This is a genomic window from Enterobacter sp. MGH85 (assembly GCF_001037655.1).
GTDB lineage: Bacteria > Pseudomonadota > Gammaproteobacteria > Enterobacterales > Enterobacteriaceae > Enterobacter > Enterobacter intestinihominis.
Genome location: NZ_KQ089925.1, coordinates 4,234,592 through 4,255,931, shown reverse-complemented (window position 1 = coordinate 4,255,931; position 21,340 = coordinate 4,234,592). Strand labels below are relative to the sequence as shown.

At 56.9% G+C, this 21,340-nt stretch carries 19 protein-coding genes; 8 read left to right on the top strand and 11 right to left on the bottom strand.

The window, feature by feature from the left end; all coding sequences use genetic code 11:
* Positions 1–102 precede the first annotated feature (102 nt).
* Together ybfE and ybfF are read right to left on the bottom strand one after the other, a co-directional pair.
* A complete protein-coding gene (gene ybfE, locus SK51_RS20205) occupies positions 103–390 on the bottom strand; it encodes a LexA regulated protein (RefSeq protein WP_003858652.1) in 288 nt (95 codons plus the stop codon).
* A gap of 128 nt (positions 391–518) precedes the next feature.
* The gene (ybfF, locus tag SK51_RS20200; protein ID WP_022647446.1) at positions 519–1,292 is read right to left on the bottom strand and encodes an esterase; all 774 of its coding nucleotides are present in this window, start codon (positions 1,290–1,292) and stop codon (positions 519–521) included.
* A 183-nt stretch (positions 1,293–1,475) separates the two neighbouring features.
* Here ybfF and seqA point away from each other — a divergent pair, with 183 nt between their 5' ends.
* Positions 1,476–2,021, top strand: a complete 546-nt coding sequence (gene seqA, locus SK51_RS25370) for a replication initiation negative regulator SeqA (RefSeq protein WP_003858650.1) — start codon at positions 1,476–1,478, stop codon at positions 2,019–2,021.
* A 24-nt stretch (positions 2,022–2,045) separates the two neighbouring features.
* Entirely contained in the window at positions 2,046–3,686 is a 1,641-nt protein-coding gene (gene pgm / locus SK51_RS20190; RefSeq protein ID WP_023305695.1) for a phosphoglucomutase (alpha-D-glucose-1,6-bisphosphate-dependent), read from the top strand.
* Positions 3,687–3,796: 110 nt separating this feature from the next.
* Here pgm and potE read toward each other — a convergent pair whose 3' ends face one another.
* From potE to kdpF, 9 genes are all read right to left on the bottom strand, one after another.
* On the bottom strand, positions 3,797–5,110 hold the full coding sequence (potE, locus tag SK51_RS20185; RefSeq protein ID WP_023305696.1) for a putrescine-ornithine antiporter: 1,314 nt from the start codon (positions 5,108–5,110) through the stop codon (positions 3,797–3,799).
* Positions 5,107–7,305, bottom strand: coding sequence for an ornithine decarboxylase SpeF (gene speF / locus SK51_RS20180; protein WP_023305697.1), 2,199 nt, complete (start codon positions 7,303–7,305; stop codon positions 5,107–5,109). The genes potE and speF overlap by 4 nt, the downstream gene beginning before the upstream one ends.
* 255 nt (positions 7,306–7,560) lie before the next feature.
* The gene (gene speFL / locus SK51_RS24590) at positions 7,561–7,665 is read right to left on the bottom strand and encodes a leader peptide SpeFL (RefSeq protein WP_003858645.1); all 105 of its coding nucleotides are present in this window, start codon (positions 7,663–7,665) and stop codon (positions 7,561–7,563) included.
* Between the two features lie 278 nt (positions 7,666–7,943).
* A complete protein-coding gene (gene kdpE / locus SK51_RS20175; RefSeq protein ID WP_048206998.1) occupies positions 7,944–8,621 on the bottom strand; it encodes a two-component system response regulator KdpE in 678 nt (225 codons plus the stop codon).
* Positions 8,618–11,305: a two-component system sensor histidine kinase KdpD gene (gene kdpD, locus SK51_RS20170; RefSeq protein ID WP_032676362.1), complete on the bottom strand. Its 2,688-nt coding sequence runs from the start codon at positions 11,303–11,305 to the stop codon at positions 8,618–8,620. Before kdpD ends, kdpE begins: the two co-directional genes overlap by 4 nt.
* Complete coding sequence (gene kdpC, locus SK51_RS20165; protein ID WP_022647452.1) at positions 11,306–11,881, bottom strand: potassium-transporting ATPase subunit KdpC; 576 nt, start codon at positions 11,879–11,881, stop codon at positions 11,306–11,308. It lies immediately after the preceding gene.
* A 12-nt stretch (positions 11,882–11,893) separates the two neighbouring features.
* Entirely contained in the window at positions 11,894–13,942 is a 2,049-nt protein-coding gene (kdpB, locus tag SK51_RS20160) for a potassium-transporting ATPase subunit KdpB (protein ID WP_023305699.1), read from the bottom strand.
* A gap of 18 nt (positions 13,943–13,960) precedes the next feature.
* Entirely contained in the window at positions 13,961–15,640 is a 1,680-nt protein-coding gene (gene kdpA / locus SK51_RS20155; RefSeq protein WP_023305700.1) for a potassium-transporting ATPase subunit KdpA, read from the bottom strand.
* On the bottom strand, positions 15,640–15,729 hold the full coding sequence (kdpF, locus tag SK51_RS25060; RefSeq protein ID WP_003858638.1) for a K(+)-transporting ATPase subunit F: 90 nt from the start codon (positions 15,727–15,729) through the stop codon (positions 15,640–15,642). Before kdpF ends, kdpA begins: the two co-directional genes overlap by 1 nt.
* 310 nt (positions 15,730–16,039) lie before the next feature.
* Between kdpF and SK51_RS20145 the strand changes: the two genes are divergently transcribed.
* The 6 genes from SK51_RS20145 to pxpA all read left to right on the top strand — a co-directional run bounded on the left by SK51_RS20145 (position 16,040) and on the right by pxpA (position 21,335).
* Positions 16,040–16,246, top strand: coding sequence for a YbfA family protein (locus SK51_RS20145; protein ID WP_014069366.1), 207 nt, complete (start codon positions 16,040–16,042; stop codon positions 16,244–16,246).
* Positions 16,247–16,844: 598 nt separating this feature from the next.
* Positions 16,845–18,257, top strand: a complete 1,413-nt coding sequence (gene phrB, locus SK51_RS20140; RefSeq protein ID WP_023305701.1) for a deoxyribodipyrimidine photo-lyase — start codon at positions 16,845–16,847, stop codon at positions 18,255–18,257.
* Positions 18,258–18,267: 10 nt separating this feature from the next.
* On the top strand, positions 18,268–19,011 hold the full coding sequence (locus tag SK51_RS20135; RefSeq protein WP_003858635.1) for a type 2 GTP cyclohydrolase I: 744 nt from the start codon (positions 18,268–18,270) through the stop codon (positions 19,009–19,011).
* Positions 19,012–19,025: 14 nt separating this feature from the next.
* Positions 19,026–19,682: a 5-oxoprolinase subunit PxpB gene (gene pxpB, locus SK51_RS20130; RefSeq protein ID WP_023305702.1), complete on the top strand. Its 657-nt coding sequence runs from the start codon at positions 19,026–19,028 to the stop codon at positions 19,680–19,682.
* Positions 19,676–20,608, top strand: coding sequence for a 5-oxoprolinase subunit PxpC (gene pxpC, locus SK51_RS20125; RefSeq protein WP_022647458.1), 933 nt, complete (start codon positions 19,676–19,678; stop codon positions 20,606–20,608). The genes pxpB and pxpC overlap by 7 nt, the downstream gene beginning before the upstream one ends.
* Positions 20,595–21,335 (top strand): 5-oxoprolinase subunit PxpA, encoded by a 741-nt coding sequence (pxpA, locus tag SK51_RS20120; protein ID WP_023305703.1) that lies wholly within the window; start codon positions 20,595–20,597, stop codon positions 21,333–21,335. The genes pxpC and pxpA overlap by 14 nt, the downstream gene beginning before the upstream one ends.
* Positions 21,336–21,340 lie beyond the last annotated feature (5 nt).

Below are 21,340 nucleotides of genomic sequence, written 5' to 3'. Positions count from 1 at the left end.
ATAAGGGCAATAATAGCAGAACAGGCAACCCTGCGGAAACAGCTATCACGCAGGACTGCACTCTGTGCTACATGAAAAAGGTAATATTGGGGATTTTCTGACTCACGCCTTGCCGCGTAACGTCTCAAGCTGGGCGATCAGCATCTCTTCGATCAGTTCGCTGCGGCTGATGTTGCGCGCGTCAGCTAACTCGTTAAGCGCATCGACGGCATCGGCATTCAGCTTGAGTTCGACACGCTTAAGCCCACGATTTTTATCGCGTTTAAGCTGGTTGCGTTTATTGATACGCAGCTGTTCATCGCGCGAAAGCGGATTCGTTTTCGGTCGTCCCGGTCGACGCTCATTCGCGAACAGATCTAGTGTCGTACGGTCCGTTTGTTCTTTGGCCATGATTCTGAGACTTCGGGGGAAACACGCCGCCCTGCTAATGCCCGGGCGATAAGCGCGCCATCATACATCACCCATATCCACACGCCAACGACTGGAAGCCCGTCGTCTTCCGGTCGCTGGCTTTTTAATCAATTCGCTGTATCAGTAAGATAGCGGCGAATGGCGCGCAGGACCGCATCCGGTTTTTCCGCGTGGACCCAGTGCCCGGCACCGGCGATGACGTGAGCGCGAGCCTGCGGAAATTGCGCCAGCAGCGTGTCACGGTACGCGTCAGTGACGTAAGGGGAGTTGCCGCCGCGAATAAAGAGGGTAGGGTGCGGCCAGGCGGGGACATTTTCCCACCCCACAATATGCGAATACTGATCCCACAGTACCGGGACGTTAAAGCGCCATTGTCCGTCAACAAAGGATTTCAGCAGGAACTGGACCACGCCTTCTTCATCGAGATGCTCGCGCATAACGGCTGCCGCCTGCTGGCGTGTGGAGACGCCTGACTCTGTCACAGCATTGATCGCAGCGAAAATCTCATCGTGACGGCGAACGTCGTAATTGACGGGCGCAACGTCAATGACCACCAGACCGGAAATTCGCTCAGGGGCCAGCGCTGTAAGCGCCATCACCGCTTTACCGCCCATTGAATGCCCGATGAGCGTCGCTTTCTGGATATTATTCGCATCGAGGGTGTCCCGCAGATCCTGCGCCATGGCTGCGTAGGTCATCTCCTCCGAGCGTCCTGAAAGACCGTGATTGCGCATATCAACCTGGAGGATCTCGTGATCGGTCACTAAATCGCGCGCCAGCACGCCCAGGTTATCCAGGCTACCAAACAGGCCGTGAACCAGTACGATGGGAGAATTATTGTTCGGCGATTGTGCAGTTTGCGCTCGGGTATTCAATTTCATGGCAAAGTTCTTTTTTTAGGTTTGTCAGGTTAGGGTATCATGTTGACCATTCTGCCGCCCGGGGGCAAGGATCCAGTTTAATCTGACTTTTGCCGCCAACCTGGTTTGACGCTATCCGCTGTTGGGATTAGACCTTATAATCTCAACGACTTGTATTCAGATAAGATATCGCACTGGATTAAGATGAAAACAATCGAAGTTGATGACGAACTCTATCAGTATATTGCCAGCCAGACGCGGCATATTGGGGAGAGCGCGTCCGACATTTTACGGCGCATGCTTAAAATTTCCGCCGCCTCACAGCCCACTCCTGTCACAAAAGATGTTGTGTCTCAGCCGAGCGTTGTTGCACAAGTAAAACCTGCCGTCATGCCGGCAAAAGACAAAGTGCGCGCGATGCGCGAGCTGCTGCTGTCCGATGAATATGCAGAGCAGAAAAAGGCGGTTAACCGCTTTATGCTGGTGCTGTCTACACTTTACTCACTGGATAACAACGCATTTGCAGAAGCGACAGAGTCGCTGCACGGTCGCACGCGCGTTTACTTCGCAGGTGACGAGCAGACCCTGCTGCAAAATGGCAACCAAACCAAACCCAAACATGTTCCCGGTACGCCATACTGGGTGATCACCAATACCAATACGGGCCGCAAGTGCAGCATGATCGAACATATCATGCAGTCCATGCAGTTCCCGGCGGAATTGATCGAAAAGGTTTGCGGTACAATTTAACCCTTGCATCAGAAGGACCAGGCAATGGCAAATCACAGCCGTGCAGGACAACCTGCACAACAACGCGATTTGATTAACGTCGCTCAACTGACCGCGCAGTACTACGTGCTGAAGCCGGTGGTGGGCAACGCAGAACACGCAGTGAAGTTTGGTACATCTGGCCACCGCGGCAGCGCGGCGCGCCACAGCTTTAACGAACCGCACATTCTGGCCATTGCTCAGGCCATCGCGGAAGAGCGCGCCAAAAATGGCGTCACCGGTCCGTGCTATGTTGGGAAAGATACCCACGCCCTGTCTGAACCTGCCTTTATCTCCGTGCTGGAAGTACTGGCGGCAAACGGCGTAGACGTGATTGTTCAGGAGAACAACGGTTTCACGCCAACGCCTGCGGTTTCTAACGCTATTCTGGTACATAACAAAAAAGGTGGCGCGCAGGCGGACGGTATTGTGATCACCCCGTCCCACAACCCACCGGAAGATGGCGGCATCAAGTACAACCCACCTAACGGTGGCCCGGCGGATACCAACGTCACGAAAGTGGTGGAAGATCGCGCCAACGCGTTACTGGCTAACGGTCTGAACGGCGTGAAGCGCATCTCGCTGGATGAAGCCATGGCGTCCGGCCACGTGAAAGAGCAGGATCTGGTGCAGCCGTTCGTGGAAGGGCTGGCGGATATCGTCGATATGGCCGCTATCCAGAAAGCCGGTCTGAAGCTGGGCGTGGATCCGCTGGGCGGCTCCGGTATTGAATACTGGAAACGCATTGCCGAGCACTACAAGCTGGATCTGACCATCGTGAACGATCACGTCGATCAGACCTTCCGCTTTATGCACCTGGACAAAGACGGCGCGATCCGTATGGACTGCTCCTCCGAATGCGCAATGGCTGGCCTGCTGGCGCTGCGCGACAAGTTCGACCTGGCGTTTGCCAACGACCCGGACTACGACCGCCACGGTATCGTCACCCCGGCTGGGCTGATGAACCCTAACCACTACCTGGCTGTTGCGATCAATTATCTCTTCCAGCATCGTCCGCAGTGGGGCAAAGAGGTTGCGGTGGGTAAAACGCTGGTCTCTTCCGCCATGATTGACCGTGTGGTCGATGCGCTGGGCCGCAAGCTGGTGGAAGTGCCGGTGGGCTTCAAGTGGTTTGTTGACGGTCTGCACGACGGCAGCTTCGGCTTTGGTGGTGAAGAGAGCGCGGGGGCATCCTTCCTGCGCTTCGACGGCACCCCATGGTCAACCGATAAAGACGGCATCATCATGTGCCTGCTGGCGGCGGAAATCACCGCGGTTACCGGTAAGAACCCGCAGGAACATTACAACGACCTGGCGGCACGCTTTGGTGCGCCAAGCTATAACCGTATTCAGGCTGGCGCGACCTCTGCTCAGAAAGCCGCTCTGTCCAAACTCTCTCCGGAGATGGTCAGCGCAAGCACCCTGGCAGGTGACCCGATCACCGCGCGTCTGACGGCGGCACCGGGTAACGGCGCATCCATCGGCGGCCTGAAGGTGATGACCGAAAACGGTTGGTTCGCCGCGCGTCCATCCGGTACGGAAGATGCGTATAAAATCTATTGCGAAAGCTTCCTCGGCGCTGAGCACCGCCAGCAGATTGAGAAAGAAGCGGTAGAGATTGTCAGCGAAGTGCTGAAAAACGCGTAAATGGTGTCTGGTGCGGGCTGATGCCCTCACCCCGGCCCTCTCCCACAGGGAGAGGGAGAAAACAGTGATCTCGTAGACCCGGTAAGCGTTAGCGCCACCGGGCTTCTTTTTTAACTATGCTTATTCTTCAGTTCAAATCTCGGCGATACCAGACCGTACAGCGTCCAGCCCATAAAGGTCACCATCGCGCCATACAGCATCGCCTCCTGACCGGACGAGTAGAGCGCATAGAAGCTGTAAATCGCCCCAATCAGCGCCACGATATTGGCCGCCCGGGCTTTGCGCGGATCCACCTTCGCCACCTTCTGAATAATCACCAGTGCCGCCATCGACAGAATGTACGGAATGATGTTCGTCACCACCGCCAGGTTGACCAGTACATTAAACTGGCTGTTCAGTGACGGGCTGATGGTCATCAGCGACAAACCGCTCTGGAAAATCACAATCGCCAGCATACCCTGTACCGGCGCATCCGCTTTGGTGACGCGGGAGAAGATTTTCGGGAAATAACCTTCGTCAGCGGAGGATTTGAATACCTGGGCGATGGTGAACTGCCAGCCCAGCAGCGAGCCGCAGCAGGACATCACCATCAGTCCCATGATCACTTTCCCTACCTCTGGCGTAAACATCTGCGCAAACGCCAGCCCGAACGGCGCCGTGGAGTTGGCGAGATCCATGTTGGGCACAATTCCCGCAATCACGTTGGTTGAGACGATATAGATCACCGCCGCCCCCAGCGTCCCGCCGAGTACCGCGATCGGCACGTTCTTTTCCGGGTTTTCCACCACTTCCGCATTCGCACAGGCTGACTCCAGCCCGAGGAAAGCCCATAGCGTCATGGCGATGGACGATCCCACGGCGGTAAAGAACGGCACGTGATGCGGGTTCCAGGAATTGGCGTACAGCGTCGGGCTGAACCAGAACCAGCCGATGATGCACAGACCGACTACCGGAATGATCACGCCCCAGACGGTGATGCTGCTGAGTTGTCCGGTGATGCGCGCGCCGCCAAAGTTGGCGACGGTGCAGATCCACAGCACGCCCATGGTCGCCAGCCCAATCTGCACCGGGGTCAGCGTCGCGCCAAACAGCTCCGTACCGTAACCGACAGCGGAGATGGCAATCGCCACGTTGGCGATCAGCAGCGACACGCCGTAGGTATAGTTGGCCATAAAGTTACCGGACTTACCAAACGCATATTCGGCATAGCCGCCCATGCCGCCAGACTTACGGCTGAACATCCCGCACTTGGCAAACGCCCACGCCAGCGCCATTGAGCCGACTGCCGTTACCAGCCAGGAGATAATCGAAATCGTCCCCACTTCAGCGAGCTTGGTGGGCAGCATGATGATCCCGGACCCCATCATATTCACCATGGTGAGGATAGTGAGTTGTACCACGCCCATCTTGTTGGACTTACTCATAATTTTTCTCCTTTCAGCAGAGACGGCTGAGCGGCGGGTTGTTTAATGACGTAGCAGCGCACCTGTTTGCGCCCGTCACACTCCTCGACGTAAACCCCCTGTAACTCCGGCGCAAAGCCCGGCAGCAGATTGATCCCGTCTTCCAGCGCGGCGAAATAGCGCAGCACGGAACCGCCCCAGACTTCCCCCGGAACCACGCACAACACCCCCGGTGGGTAAGGCAGCGCGCCTTCCGCGGCGATACGGCCTTCCGCGTCGCGCAGTGACACTAGCTCGACCTCACCGCGCAGATAGGCATAGTTCGCCTCCTGCGGGTTCATCATGACGCGCGGGAAGTGAGACTTGCGGAACATCTCTTTCTGCAACTGCTTCACGTTATGGCGGGCGTAGAGGTCGTGCATCTCCTGACAAATCTGACGCAGGGAATAATCCGCATAACGTTCCGGATGTTGCTTATAAAGAGAGGGCAGAACCTCTTTCAGCGGCACATCGCTCTGGAGCAGTTTTTCGAAGCGCACCAGCTGGGCGACGAGCTGCTGCAATTTGCCCATGTCCTCCGCCGGGGTGAGCAGGAACAGAATGGAATTGAGGTCGCATTTTTCCGGCACGATGCCGTTTTCACGCAGGAAGTTGGCGAGGATGGTGGCGGGCACGCCGAAATCATCATACTCGCCGGTGCGGGCGTTGATGCCTGGCGTGGTCAGCAGCAGTTTGCAGGGATCAATAAAATACTGATGCTCGGCATATCCCTCAAAGGCGTGCCAGCGTTCGCCCGGAACGAAATGGAAGAAGCGCAGATCGGTGGCGATCTCCGCCGTATCCCAGCTTTCCCACGGACGGCCATCCACCGTCTCCGGCACGAACGGGCGAATAAACTGACAGTTCTGAAGGATCAGTTTTCGCGCTTCGATACCCGTCACCACGCAGTCCATCCACATGTTGCGCCCACTTTGCCCCTCGTGCATGCGGGCGTTGATATCCAGGGCGGCAAACAGCGGATAAAACGGGCTGGTGGAGGCGTGCATCATAAAGGCGTTGTTGAGGCGCTTATGCGGAACATAGCGCGGCTGGCCTTTTATGTGGCTGTCCTTCTTATGGATTTGCGAGGTTTGCGAGAAGCCCGCCTGCTGCTTATGCACCGACTGGGTAACCAGAATGCCCGGATCGTTTTCGTTCAGCTCCAGCAGCAGCGGCGAGCAGTCGGCCATCATCGGGATAAACTGCTCGTAACCCACCCAGGCGGAGTCAAACAGGATGTAATCGCACAGGTGACCAATCTTATCCACCACCTGACGGGCGTTATAAATGGTACCGTCGTAGGTGCCCAGCTGGATCACCGCCAGACGGAAGGGACGTTCATCCCGCGCGCGACCAGGCGCGACCTCTGACACCAGTTCCCGCAGGTAACTCTCGTCGAAACAGTGTGCGTCAATACCGCCGATAAACCCGTACGGGTTGCGCGCTGTTTCCAGATACACCGGCGTCGCTCCCGCCTGTAACAGCGCCCCGTGGTGGTTAGATTTATGGTTATTGCGATCGAACAGCACCAGATCGCCTGGCGTGAGCAGGGCATTGAGCACCACCTTATTGGAAGAGGAGGTGCCGTTCAGCACGAAGTAGGTTTTATCCGCATTAAAGACTTTTGCCGCATGCTGTTGGGCGATGCATGGCGCACCTTCATGGATCAGCAGATCGCCCATTGCCACGTCGGCATTGCACAGATCGGCGCGGAAAAGCGTTTCGCCAAAGAAATCGACAAACTGGTTTCCGGCCGGATGGCGGCGGAAGAACTGGCCTCCCTGATGTCCGGGGCAGTCAAACGCGCTGTTCCCCTGCTGGACGTAATCGACCAGCGCGCGGAAGAACGGCGGACGGAGCTTGGTTTCGTACTTCTGCGCAGCCGCTTCAAGCTGGCGTCCGTAGTACGCATTGCTGGTGTCGGAGTACTCAAAAACGCCGTGAATACGCGACAAAAATTCAGCCGGAACCCTTTCTTCTTTATGCGTGGCAATAAACACCGGAATACCGAATCCCGTGGCTTCTATTTCTTCTATGGCGCCATTGAAAATATCACTGACGGCCAGAACCACGGCTGCCACATCAATATAATCCGATGCGGTGATATCCACGATCTCGCGCGAAGTGGTAAAGCATTCAGGGCAGGCACGGCTGACGGCAATTTTTAACGTTTTCATCTTTATCTCTTTATTTCAGGCAATATGGGGCCCTCGACTTCTTGCGGTAAAGAAATCGATTTTTTCCGGAAAAAAAAGCAAAGCGCGTCCGCTGATACGAAATCAGTTAATTGCTTTTTTGCTGAGTAGAATTCAGTCCGCCCGGTTGCGGAGAATCTGAATCACAAGGAATGAGCGCAGGTGTTCACAGGCAACAGCCTGTAAAATAGCGTTTTTCAGGATAACCTGTAAGCAGATGCGCCAGAAGTCGAAGGACTACCGGGCGTTAAAGAGATGAAAGTCAAAACAGTTTCGGTGGGCAAACATCATGATATGTGTTGTCCGCCTTATATGGGGCATTAAACGATTATTGTTTTCCATGTTCATTTTCCTTTCAGTAATTGAAAGCACGGTCATTTTATCCAGGAAAAAGGGATTAACTGTGAAACAGATCACCAATAACCGATCATTTCAGAAATAATTAGTCGTTATGAGTGAATAACGCAGATCAAAATGCTGTTTTGTTGGTTTGGTGTTAAATTGGTGTTCTAATTATGTTTAGTGAGGACAAATATAGGCATGAAAATAATCTCGGCGTTATTTTCATGGCTATATTCAGGCTGGCGTGTTCTTTATTTAAAATTAAAGTGAATACTTATTCAGATCATAAACCGATATCCGATACCGGTTTCTGTTAATAAATGACGAGGACGCGCGGGATCGGCTTCAAGTTTCTGGCGAAGGTGTCCCATATAAATGCGTAAATAGTGACTATGTTCGACAGCATTCGGTCCCCAGACCTGGCTTAACAGCTGTCGCTGCGTTAACACTTTTCCGTGGTTACTGAGCAACACGGCCAGCAGACGAAACTCGATAGGCGTAAGGTGGATCTCTTCTTCCCCTCGCACCATTCGGCGGGCGGCAAGATCGACGCGGATATCGCCAAAGACGTACACCGGTTCAGAAGGAGTGGTGGCACTGTGTCGACGCAGCGCCACACGCAGCCGGGCCTGTAACTCGCCAATGCCAAACGGTTTGATCAGATAATCATCCGCTCCGGCATCCAGCGCGGCGATTTTATCCGTCTCTTCGGTGCGGGCAGAGAGCACCAGAATGGGCATCTGGCTCCACTGACGCACCTCACGAATAAAATCGATGCCGTCGCCATCCGGGAGTCCCAGATCCAGGATCACCAGATCTGGCTTGCGGGTGGCGGCTTCAATTAACCCCCGTTGAAGCGTTCCGGCTTCATGAACGCGCAAACCGTCGCCTTCCAGCGCGGTACGCAGAAATCGGCTGATAGCGAGCTCATCTTCAACAATCAGAACGTTAATCACAAATCCTCTGGTAATTCATCAAGTTCTGGTGGGGTTTCAAGAGGAAGTGTAACACAAAAGCGTGCCCCACCTTCCGGGCGGTTCTCTGCGGAAATGGTGCCGCCATGCACGTCAACAATCGCCTGGCAGATCGCCAGCCCCAGCCCGACGCCCGGAATGGCAGATTCCTTATTACCGCGCGCAAATTTTTCGAATATGGCGCGCTCCTGGCCGGCCGGAATACCCGGCCCGGTATCCCAGACATCGAGCCGCAGCACACGTTTATCCACCCTGGCAGCAATCCCCAGCCGGGCCTTTGCCCCGGCGTATTTAGCGGCATTTTCCAGAAGATTAATCAGCACGCGCTCAAACAGCGGGCCATCCACATGGATTAACGTCAGGGGTTCCGGCATGTCCAGCTCGATATGGCGCCCGCCGAGACCCGGCTCCAGCATCTTCAGCGCACTGCCGACAACCTCCTCAAGGGTGAGCCACTCTTTTTTGAGGTTAAACCCGCCGGACTGAATGCGCGCCATGTCCAGCAGGTTGTTCACCAGACGCGTGGTATTTAGCACGTGCTGACGAATTTCGCTGGCCTGCATCGCATGTTTTGATCCTTCCGCCGCCAGATCCAGCGTCAGAATTTCGGACTGACCAAACAGCACGGTAAGCGGGGTGCGCAAATCGTGAGACAGCGCTGCCAGCAGCGAATTGCGAATACTTTCGCGCTCGCTTGCCAGCCGCGCCTGCTCTTCGCTGGCGGTGAGCGCCAGCCGTTCAAGAGCGCTGGCGACCAGCAGGGTGAAGGTTTCCAGCAGGCGCTGCTGCTCGGGGATCATCAGCTGACGCAGGTTAGACGGCTCGACGATGACCAGCCCGTGATTTTTATTCGCGCTGCGCAGCGGCAGGATCTGGTAAGGCACCCCGGGCAGAGTGTCGGTGCCGGCACCGGCAGGTAACCCCTTATCAAAGCTCCAGCGGGCAATCGCTTCATCCCAGGGCGTCATCCCCGAAGGGGAGGTCAGCGGGTGAAGGCGCCCCTGCTCGTCGGGGAGCAAAATCAGGTTACTGGCATGAAAGGTCGAACGGATAAACTGCTCACTGGTCTGGACGATATCCTGCTGCGTGCGACCGACCGCCAGCGATTTTGACATCTCATACAGATGGCGGGTGCGCTGCTCGCGATAGCGGGCAATGCGTGCCTGGTAGCGTACGCCTGCCGTCAGATTCCCGATCACCAGCCCGACGGTAAGCATCACGGCAAAGGTCAGAATGTACTGCACGTCCGAGACAGCAAGCGTCCCGCGCGGAGCGATAAAAAAGAGGTCGAAGCTGATGACGTTGATCACCGTTGCCAGCACCGACGGCCAGCGGCCATAAAAGAGCGCGACCACAACGACGCCCAGCAGATAAATCATGACCAGATTGGCGGCATCGAAGGCGATTAGCCACTGGCTGGCAATCACCGTAATCAGGGCGCAAAGGACCACGGCCACGAGGCAGCCCCGGATCTGGACGCGCCATTTATCGCCAAAGGTGCGTGCGTCCGGCGTACGGCCGGGCAGGGGGGTGGGCTTGTCATCCAGCGCGACGATGACTAAATCCAGATCCGGCGCGCGGCGTGCCAGCCTGTCGGCAAAAGATTCGCGGCTAAACCAGCGGCGATGCTGGCGACGTCCAATGACAATCTTGCCCAGGTTATGCTCGCGCGCGTAGCGCAGAATGGCTTTATCTTCTTGCGGATCGGACAGGGTTGCGGTTTCGGCACCCAGCTCCTGCGCCAGCCGCAGCGCACTCAAAATGGCGCGACGCTGATTTTCCGGCAGGCCGTGAAGCTGTGGCGTTTCGACATACACCGCGTGCCAGACGCTGCCAAACTTCGCCGCAAGCCGGGCGGCGGTGCGGACCAGTTTTTCATTGCCGCTGCCGTGACCAATGCATAACAGAATGGCGTCACGCGTGTGCCAGACGCGCTCCCGCCCCTGCAGGTCTCGCCAGGCGCGCATCTGGTCATCCACGCGATCGGCGGTGCGGCGCAGGGCCAGCTCGCGCAGGGCAATCAGGTTTCCTTTGCGGAAAAAATGTTCGATGGCGCGTTCGGCCTGGCCGGCAATATACACCTTGCCTTCGTGCAGGCGCTGGCGCAGATCGTCAGGCGGCAGGTCAACCAGTACGACTTCATCGGCAGAATCAAAAAACGGATCGGGGACGGTTTCCCGCACCTGGATACCGGTTACCCCGCTTACCACGTCGTTCAGGCTTTCCAGATGCTGAACATTCACCGTAGTGAAGACGTCGATGCCGGCTTCAAGCAGCTCCTCAACATCCTGCCAGCGCTTCGGGTGGCGTGAGCCAGGCGCGTTGCTGTGCGCCAGTTCGTCCATCAGGATCAGCGCGGGGCGGCGGGCGAGGGCGGCATCAAGATCGAACTCCGTCACCAGCCGACCGCGATGGCTGATACGCTGGGGCGGCTGCGTCGCCAGCCCCGTCAGCAGCGCCGCCGTCTCTTTGCGACCGTGGGTTTCCACCACGCCGATGAGAATATCAAGCCCCTGCGCCCGAAGCCGCTGGGCTTCCGTCAGCATGGCGAAGGTTTTCCCGACGCCCGCGCAGGCGCCGAAGAAAATTTTCAGCTTGCCGCGGTGGGCTTCAGCCGTTTGTTCAAGCAGCCTGTCCGGATCCGGGCGCATGGGCTCTTCGGTCATTTAGTTCTTCCTTAGCGCATCCAGCGCCAGATTCAGCTCAACAATGTTCACTACCGGCATGCCGATGAAGCTGACCAGCGGCTTTTGCGTATGTTCTGCAACCAGCTGGCTCACCTGCTCGACGGTCAGCTGACGGGCGGCGGCCACGCGTGGGATCTGCCACGCCGCTGCGTCCGGCGTCAGGCTGTAATCCAGCCCGCTCGCGGAGGCGGTGACCAGCTCAACCGGCACCTCACGGCTGGCCTGCGGATTCGCGGCGCGCAGGGCGGCAACGCGTTCAGCAACGGCTTTGTCCAGGTCAGGATTACTGCCAGCCAGATTGCTGCCGCCGGAGGCCATTGGATTATACGGGCTTTCCGCAGTGGCGGAAGGGCGTCCCTGGAAGTAGCGCGGGTCCGTAAAGTTTTGCCCAATCAGACGCGAGCCGCGGTTTTCACCGTTCTGGATAATCAGCGAGCCGTTGGCCTGGTCCTCAAACCACCACTGGCCCAGCGCGGTTGTCATCAGCGGGTAAAGCCCGCCGGTAATCAGAGACAGCAGAATAAACAACAGTATAGCGGGACGTAACATCGTCATGAGATTCACCTTTTAAACCAGCCCGAACAGCGTTAACAACATGTCGATAACCTTGATCCCAATAAAGGGCACCACCAGCCCACCCAGACCGTAAATCCACAGGTTACGGCGCAGCATGGCGGCGGCCGTCAGCGGCTTATAGCTCACCCCTTTCAGCGCCAGCGGAATAAGAAAGACAATAATCAGCGCGTTGAAGATCACCGCGCTCAAAATGGCCGAGGCTGGAGAGTGCAGGTGCATTACGTTCAGGGCATTCAGCTGCGGATAGGTTGCCGCAAAGGCCGCCGGGATTATGGCGAAATACTTCGCCACGTCGTTGGCGATACTGAACGTGGTCAGCGAGCCGCGCGTCATCAGCATCTGCTTCCCGATATGCACCACTTCGATCAGCTTGGTCGGGTTCGAGTCGAGATCCACCATGTTGCCCGCCTCTTTTGCCGCCTGGGTACCGGAGTTCATCGCCACCGCCACGTCGGCCTGCGCCAGCGCCGGGGCGTCGTTGGTGCCGTCGCCGGTCATCGCCACCAGACGACCTTCCGCCTGATACTGGCGAATGAGCGCCAGCTTTGCTTCCGGTGTCGCTTCGGAAAGGAAATCATCCACGCCCGCTTCGGCGGCAATGGCCGCCGCAGTCAGACGGTTATCCCCGGTGATCATCACCGTTTTAATGCCCATCTTACGCATCTGGGCGAAACGCTCTTTTATACCGCCTTTAACGATATCCTTCAGGGCGATAACCCCCAGAACGCTTGCACCTTCCGCCACCACCAGCGGGGTTGCCCCCTGACGCGCTACGCTTTCCACCAGATGGTCGACTTCCGGAGGGAAATGTCCATTATTGGCTTCAATATGACGGCGAATGGCATCAACGGACCCTTTACGGATCATTCGGTCCTGAATGTTAATTCCACTCATGCGGGTTTGCGCCGTAAAGGGCACGAACGTGGCGTGCAGGCTTTGTACGTCGCGCTGGCGCAGGTTAAAGCGCTGCTTGGCGAGGATCACGATACTGCGACCTTCCGGCGTCTCATCGGCCAGCGAAGAAAGCTGCGCCGCGTCGGCCAGCGTTTTTTCATCCACGCCGGGAGCAGGTAAAAAGTCAGAGGCCTGACGATTACCCAGGGTGATGGTCCCTGTTTTATCCAGCAGCAGTACGTCTACGTCACCCGCCGCTTCAACGGCGCGTCCGCTGGTGGCGATGACGTTCGCGCCCAGCATACGGCTCATCCCCGCCACGCCAATCGCGGAAAGCAGGCCGCCGATAGTGGTGGGGATCAGACAGACCAGCAGGGCGATCAGTACGGTGATGCTGACCGCTGTACCGCCGTAGGCGGAGAAGGGCCACAGGGTCGCCGTTGCCAGCAGGAACACAATGGTGAGCGCCACCAGCAGAATGGTCAGGGCGATCTCGTTCGGCGTTTTACGACGCTGTGCGCCTTCCACCATGGCGATCATCCGGTCGAGAAAGGTTTCGCCCGGGTTAACGCTGCACTGGATCACCAGCCAGTCGGAAAGAATGCGCGTTCCGCCGGTAACTGAGGCGAAATCTCCGCCCGACTCACGGATCACGGGCGCGGATTCCCCGGTAATAGCGCTTTCGTCTACCGACGCGCCGCCCTCAATTACCTCCCCGTCGCAGGGGATGATGTCCCCGGCTTCCACCAGCACCACGTCACCTTTGCGCAGTTCATCCGCCGGAACGTGGTCCATCTGCGCGCCGTATTTAGGTTCGCGTAATTTGCGCGCAAAGGCGGTTTTTTTGACCCCTTTCAGACTGTTGGCCTGCGCCTTACTGCGGCCTTCCGCCAGCGCTTCGGCAAAGTTGGCGAACAGCACGGTAAACCACAGCCACAGGCTGATGGCGCCGGTAAAGGTTGCATTTCCTGAAAGGTGTCCCGTTCCCATGGCAATCGCCAATGCGGTGGTGAGTAAACTTCCAGTCCAGACAATAAACATCACCGGGTTGTGCCACTGCACTCGCGGGCTCAGTTTTTTTACCGCATCCATGAGGGCCTGACGAACTAAGGTTGGTTCGAGCAGGGCCAGTTGTTTACGACTCATGACAAATTCTCCGCAAAATCAGCGTAAAGAGAGATATTCCGCAACCGGGCCTAACGCGAGGGCGGGGATAAAGGTCAAGGCACCTACCAGCAGAACGGTGCCAATCAGCAGGCCGACGAACAGCGCGCCGTGAGTCGGTAACGTACCGGTAGTGGTCGGCTGGATCTTCTTATTCACCAGTGTTCCGGCGATCGCCATGACGGGAATAATCACGCCGAAACGACCGAAGAACATGCAGAACGCCAGCAGACAGTTCCAGAACGGTGAGTTGGCACTTAACCCTGCAAAGGCGCTGCCGTTGTTGTTTGCGGCAGACGAAACGGCGTAAAGCACTTCGCTAAAGCCGTGAATGCCCGGGTTAAAGATGCCGCTGCGCCCGGCGTCGGTCATCAGCGCCAGGGCGGTACCGAGCAGCACAAGGGTGGGGGTGACCAGGATTGCCAGCGCGGTTAATTTCATTTCGCGGACGTCGATTTTTTTGCCGAGATATTCCGGCGTGCGGCCGATCATCAGCCCGGCGATAAACACGGCGAGCAGAACGAACAACAGCATGCCGTACAGCCCCGAACCGACCCCACCGAAGACTACCTCGCCAATCTGCATCAGCCACATCGGGATCATGCCGCCAAGCGCGGTGAAAGAGTCGTGCATGGCGTTCACCGCCCCGCAGGAGGCCGCCGTGGTGACCACCGCGTAGAGGCTGCTGGCAAGAATGCCGAAGCGGCTCTCTTTGCCTTCCAGGTTGATATTGCTGTTAGCCCCCAGCTGCATGAAATGGCTGTTGCCGTTCCATTCGGCCCACATCACCAGTGCAACGCAGACCACGAAGATTAACGACATGGCCCACAGCAGCGTACGGCCCTGGCGGCGATCGTTAACCACATCGCCAAAGGCGAAGCAGAGCGCGGCGGGGATCAGGAATATCGCCAGCATCTGTACAAAATTGGTTAATGCCGTTGGGTTTTCAAACGGATGCGATGAGTTGGCGTTGAAGAAGCCGCCCCCGTTGGTGCCCAGCATCTTGATTGCTTCCTGCGACGCCACTGGCCCCATTGGCAGGAGTTCCCTGCCCCCTTCAAGCGAGGTGTAAGGGGTATAAGGCAGCAGGTTTTGCAGAGTGCCTTGCTGTATAAAGAACAGGGCAATAATCAGCGCAACAGGCACCAGGATCCAAAGGGTGATGCGCGTGACATCAACCCACGCGTTGCCGAGCGTGCTGACATTCTGACGGGCAAACGCGCGCGTCAGGGCGAAGATCACCGCGATACCGCTGGCTGCAGACAGAAAGTTTTGCACGGTTAACCCTGCCATCTGGCTGAAGTAGCTGAGCGTGGTTTCACCGGCGTAAGACTGCCAGTTGGTATTGGTGACAAAGCTGACCGCCGTGTTCAGCGCCAGATGCCAGGATAAACCTGGTAACTGCTGCGGATTCAACGGCAAATTGCCCTGGAGCATGAGCAACGTAAAGAGGGCAATAAGCCCCACGATATTCAGAAGCAGTATCGCCATCAGGTACTGGCCCCAGCTCATTTCGCGGTCGCTGATACCTGAAATGCGCCAGAGCACGTTTTCAATTTTTCGCGTACCCGGCAGTGGCACGTTGTTTATCAGCCGTGCCAGCGCTGTTCCCAGCGGCCTGGCGAGCACAAACAGCAGCAGTAAAAAGCTGGCAATAAGCAAAAACGCCTGAGCAGCCATCAGAATGCCTCCGCATTAATCAGGGCATAAATCAGATAACCCAATAACAGGAACACCAGCACGATGCCGGCAATCAGACCTGCACTCACACTCCACCTCCGGGTGACTTTTGTTGTTGTACAAACGGTAGGATTTGTGGCGCAAAGATTTCGCAAAAATCAGAAGGGCAGGTGTAAAAAAAGTATAAAAATGGGAAAGACCACAATTTAACTATTGTTAAGTAAACTGTTAACTTTTTTGTAACTTAATTACAGGCGTGAATGTAAATATTCACGAAATGGATGAAAATAAGTGGTCGGATGAGTAGTAAAATTACAAACAAAGCGGTATTATTTTAACCAGGTCACAGATTTCACATTTTCCGGAGACGGTTTCCGGCCAACTACAGGGGAGAAAAATATGGATCTTTATAAAGAGTATCCGGCTCATATCGTGTTCATGCGTCGCACTTTCGCCGTAGTGGCTGGCGTGCTGGCCCTGCCGGTGATGCTGTTCTGGAAAGATCGCGCACGTTTTTACAGCTATCTGCACCGCGTCTGGGCGAAAACCAGCGAAAAGCCGGTGTGGATGGATCAGGCCGAGAAAGCAACCTGCGATTTCTACTGATACGGTGTGACATCGTAGCCATAAAAAAACCGCCTACAGCAAAGTGGCGGTTTTTTTGTCCCTCGGGATTCGCGGTCCGTTGGGTAATCTTGCAGCCCCTACCCGGGATTTTTATCATACCCTTCTTTAAAAAGTTCGCAATCCACTTCACCTTTATAAATTCCTAATTTTACTGAAATAACTTACTTTTGGCGTTGGTGTTAATTATGATGCCACGTCCCTTTCCGCCATCTCGCAAATGGGCATCGGTCCTGGGAAAGGTGTATCCATAGCCGTAAAGCAGCCCGCCTACCCGGGCTTGTGTCCACCGATTTATCACCGGTGGTGATAGGTGGAGCGGTTAGCAGCAGGGACCGCATAGTGAAACGCTATTTATGCATCGCGTTCATTGTCGCCAGCGCACTCGTTGTAAAGAGTGATAAACCGGATGTGTTTATTGCCTTTACCCCGATAGCGCAGGACAAGTAGCGTTAAGGCCGCCTCGGGCGGCCTTTTTTATTTCATCCCGTCTACACTTCATGGCAAAGTACTTCAATGCGTGCCTTTTTCCTTTTACGGCATGCCCTTACGGACATAATGGACAATTGCCTGGAGTTTTATGCCCACCCATCTGGTTTGGTTTCGCGCGGATTTACGCATTCACGACAACTTCGCTCTCGCGGCCGCCTGCCGCGCTAAAGACGCGAATGTGCTGGCCCTGTTTATCGCCACGCCTGAACAGTGGCGGCAGCATGACATGGCGCCCCGGCAAGCGGCATTACTCAGCGCGTATCTGAATGACCTGCAACATTCACTGGCCGAAAAAGGCATTCCGCTGATCTATAAAGAGGCCCATGATTTTGCCGCACAGCTTGAGATGGTGCAGGCAATCTGTAAGCAGCACGCGGTAACGCGTCTTTTTTACAACTACCAGTATGAATTTAACGAGCAGCAGCGGGATCGTCAGCTGGAGAAAAACCTTACGGGCGTGGTCTGTGAAGGCTTTGATGACAGCGTGATGCTCGCACCGGGCAGCGTGATGACCGGCAGTCACGAAATGTATAAAGTTTTCACGCCGTTTAAAAATGCTTTTATCAAACGCCTGAAAGAGGGGCTGCCAGAATGCGTTCCCGCCCCGGCCATAAGAGGGGAAACGATAACGGATCTGCAGGACATCAGGCTGAATTATCCCCAGCAGTCGTATGATGAAACGGTATTCCCCCCCAGCGAGAAAGCGGCTATCGCCCGGTTGCGTCAGTTCTGCGCGCAGGGGGCGGCGGATTACGAGGCGCGGCGGGATTTTCCAGCGATTGAAGGCACCAGCCGCCTGTCAGCCTGTTTAGCGCTGGGCGCGCTCTCCCCGCGCCAGTGTTTACATCGGCTACTGGCGGAACAGCCTCAGGCGGTAGACGGGGGGGCGGGCGCAGTGTGGCTGAACGAACTGATCTGGCGTGAGTTTTATCGCCATCTGATGACGTATCATCCTGATTTGTGTAAACATCGGCCCTTTATTCGTTGGACCGAACAGGTACAGTGGCAGTCGAATGAGAAGCTGCTTAAGGCATGGCAGCATGGGCTCACCGGCTTCCCGATTGTTGATGCGGCTATGCGGCAGCTCAATGAAACCGGGTGGATGCATAACCGTCTGCGTATGATTACCGCCAGCTTCCTGGTAAAGGATCTGCTTATCGACTGGCGAACCGGAGAGCGTTATTTTATCTCTCAGCTGATCGATGGCGATCTGGCGGCAAATAACGGCGGCTGGCAGTGGGCGGCCTCCACCGGCACGGATGCGGCTCCCTATTTTCGGATCTTTAATCCGACCACGCAGGGACAACGATTTGACGTCGACGGCGAGTTTATCCGTCGCTGGCTGCCTGAACTTAAGGATGTCCCCGCCAAAGCCATTCATGAACCCTGGGCATGGGCGGATAAACAGCGTGTTACCCTGAACTATCCCCGTCCCATTGTCGACCATAAACAGGCGCGTGTCGCCACGCTGGCGGCGTACGAAACCGCCCGAAAAGTTTGAGAGAATGATGATGAAAAACAGTGAACTGGAACGCCTGATTAACGAAAAACTCAACACGGCCTCGTTTAGCGACTACGGTCCGAATGGCTTACAGGTGGAGGGTCGCGAGACGGTGCAAAAAATCATCACCGGCGTAACGGCAAGCCAGGCGCTGCTGGATGAGGCGGTGCGTCAGGAAGCCGACGCGGTGATTGTCCATCACGGTTATTTCTGGAAAAACGAATCACCGATTATTCGCGGCATGAAGCGCAACCGTCTCAAAACGCTGCTGGCGAATGACATCAACCTGTACGGCTATCACCTGCCGCTCGATGCGCATCCTGAACTGGGGAATAACGTTCAGCTTGCGCAGCTGCTGGGGATTACCGTGATGGGCGAAATTGAACCCCTGGTGCCGTGGGGTGAACTGTCGATGCCGGTTCCGGGTCTGGAGCTGGCATCGTGGATCGAAGCACGCTTGGGGCGTCGTCCGCTGTGGTGCGGCGACACCGGGCCGGATACCGTGAAGCGCGTGGCATGGTGCACCGGCGGCGGCCAGGGCTTTATTGATAGCGCGGCGCGTTTCGGTGTCGACGCCTTCATTACCGGCGAGGTTTCCGAGCAGACCATTCACTCTGCCCGTGAACAAGGCCTGCATTTTTACGCGGCAGGCCATCACGCCACCGAGCGTGGCGGCATCCGCGCCCTCAGCGAGTGGCTGACGGAAAATACAGATCTGGATGTGACGTTTATTGATATCCCTAATCCGGCCTGATGAGAGGTAGTTAAGTGCAGCGAGCGCGTTGTTATCTTCTGGGTGAAACCGCAGTGGTTCTGGAACTTGAGCCTCCGGTGACGCTTGCCACGCAAAAGCGTATCTGGCGTCTGGCTCAACGACTGCCCGAGCTACCTGGCGTGGTTGAAGCTATTCCGGGTATGAATAATATCACCGTGGTGCTGCGTGATCCGCACACGGGGGCGCTGGATGCCATTGAGCGTCTGCAACGCTGGTGGGAGGAGAGCGAGGCGCTGGAGCCGGAATCGCGGACGATTCAGATCCCGGTTGTCTATGGCGGCAAGGGAGGCCCCGACCTTGGCGTCGTGGCCGAACACTGTGGATTAACGGAGAAGCAGGTTGTGGAGCTGCATAGCTCAGTCGACTATGTTGTCTGGTTTTTGGGATTTCAGCCGGGTTTCCCCTATCTGGGCGGGTTATCGCCCCAGTTGCATACGCCGCGCCGGGCTGAGCCGCGCCTGAGCGTACCGGCGGGCAGCGTGGCGATTGGTGGCGAGCAAACGGGAATTTATCCACTCGCCTCGCCGGGAGGCTGGCAGCTTATCGGGCACACATCCACGCCGTTATTTGAACCTGGCCAGGACGCACCCATACTCCTGCGTCCGGGGGATACCCTGCGCTTTATCCCGCAAAAGGAGGGGATATGTTAACGCTTATTCGCGCAGGGCTTTACACCTCGGTACAGGATGCCGGGCGCTTTGGCCTGCGTCAGTCGGGCGTGAGCTACTGCGGTGCGCTTGATCGTCCCTCGCTGGAGATTGCCAACCTGCTGGTAGGCAACGCCGGCAGCACGGCGGCGTTAGAAATTACGCTGGGTCAGTGCGTGATTGAGTTTGGTCAGGAAACCTGGTTTGCCTTAACCGGCGCGGGCTGTGACGCGACGCTGGACGGCAAAGCGGTGTGGACCGGCTGGCGCCTGCGGGCGAAAGCCGGACAGCGTCTGACGCTCAAGCGTCCTCTGCACGGCGTGCGCAGCTATCTTGCGGTGGCGGGAGGTATCGACGTGCCGGAGGTGCTGGGCTCATCCAGCACCGACCAGAAAGCGGGAATGGGCGGACATGAAGGACGGCTGCTGCGCGACGGCGATCGCCTGGCGATTAAGCCATCAGCGCGCCATTTCACCACCACGCAGGGCGTGAAGCAGCTGTTGTGGGGGAACCTGATCCGCGCCCTGCCGGGGCCGGAATATCATGAGTTCGATGAGGCCTCAAAAGAGTCTTTCTGGCGCTCGCCATGGAAGATCAGCCCGCAGAGTAACCGCATGGGTTACCGGCTTCAGGGCCAGCCGCTGACCCGCACGACTGACCGGGAGCTGCTTTCCCATGGTCTGTTGCCGGGGGTGATTCAGGTGCCGGGCAACGGACAGCCCATCGTACTGATGAACGATGCGCAAACCACGGGAGGATATCCGCGTATTGCCTGCATTATTGAAGCGGATCGCTACCATCTGGCGCAAATTCCTCTCGGTCAGCCAATTCATTTTGTGCAGTGTTCGCTGGAGGAGGCGCTGAAAGCCCGTCAGGATCAGCAGCGTTATCTCGAACAGCTGGCGTGGAGGCTCGATGGTAAAGATTGATTTAAACGCCGATCTGGGGGAGGGCAGCAGCGCCGATGCGGCGCTGATGACGCTGGTCTCCTCGGTGAACATCGCCTGTGGGTTTCATGCCGGCGATGCGCAGACCATGCTGGCGAGCGTGCGCAATGCCATGAAAAACGGCGTGGCGATAGGCGCTCACCCCAGCTTTCCGGACCGGGAAAACTTTGGTCGCACGGCGATGGATCTGCCGCCTGAGACGGTTTACGCGCAAATGCTCTACCAGATCGGTGCCCTGGAGGCGATAGTGCGCGCTGAGAAGGGCGTGTTGCGTCACGTCAAGCCGCACGGCATGCTCTATAACCAGGCGGCGAAAGATCCGGCGCTGGCAGACGCCATTGCTCGCGCGGTACGGGACTGCAATCCGCGTCTGGTGCTGGTGGGCCTGGCGGGCAGCGAGCTTATCCGTGCCGGCGAACGGCTGGGGCTGATTACGCGGCAGGAAGTGTTTGCCGATCGGGGATACCTGCCGGACGGTAGCCTGGTTCCGCGTACGCAGGCCGGTGCGCTGATCACCGACGAAGGTAAAGCGCTGGCGCAGACGCTGGAGATGGTGCGCTTCGGGCGAGTAACCTCAACGGAGGGTACAACGGCAAACGTTCAGGCTGATACGGTGTGCTTACACGGTGACGGCGAGCATGCGCTCCAGTTTGCACGACGCCTGCGGGCGGCGTTCTCGGAAGAGGGCATTGTTGTCAGCGCAGAATAATCATG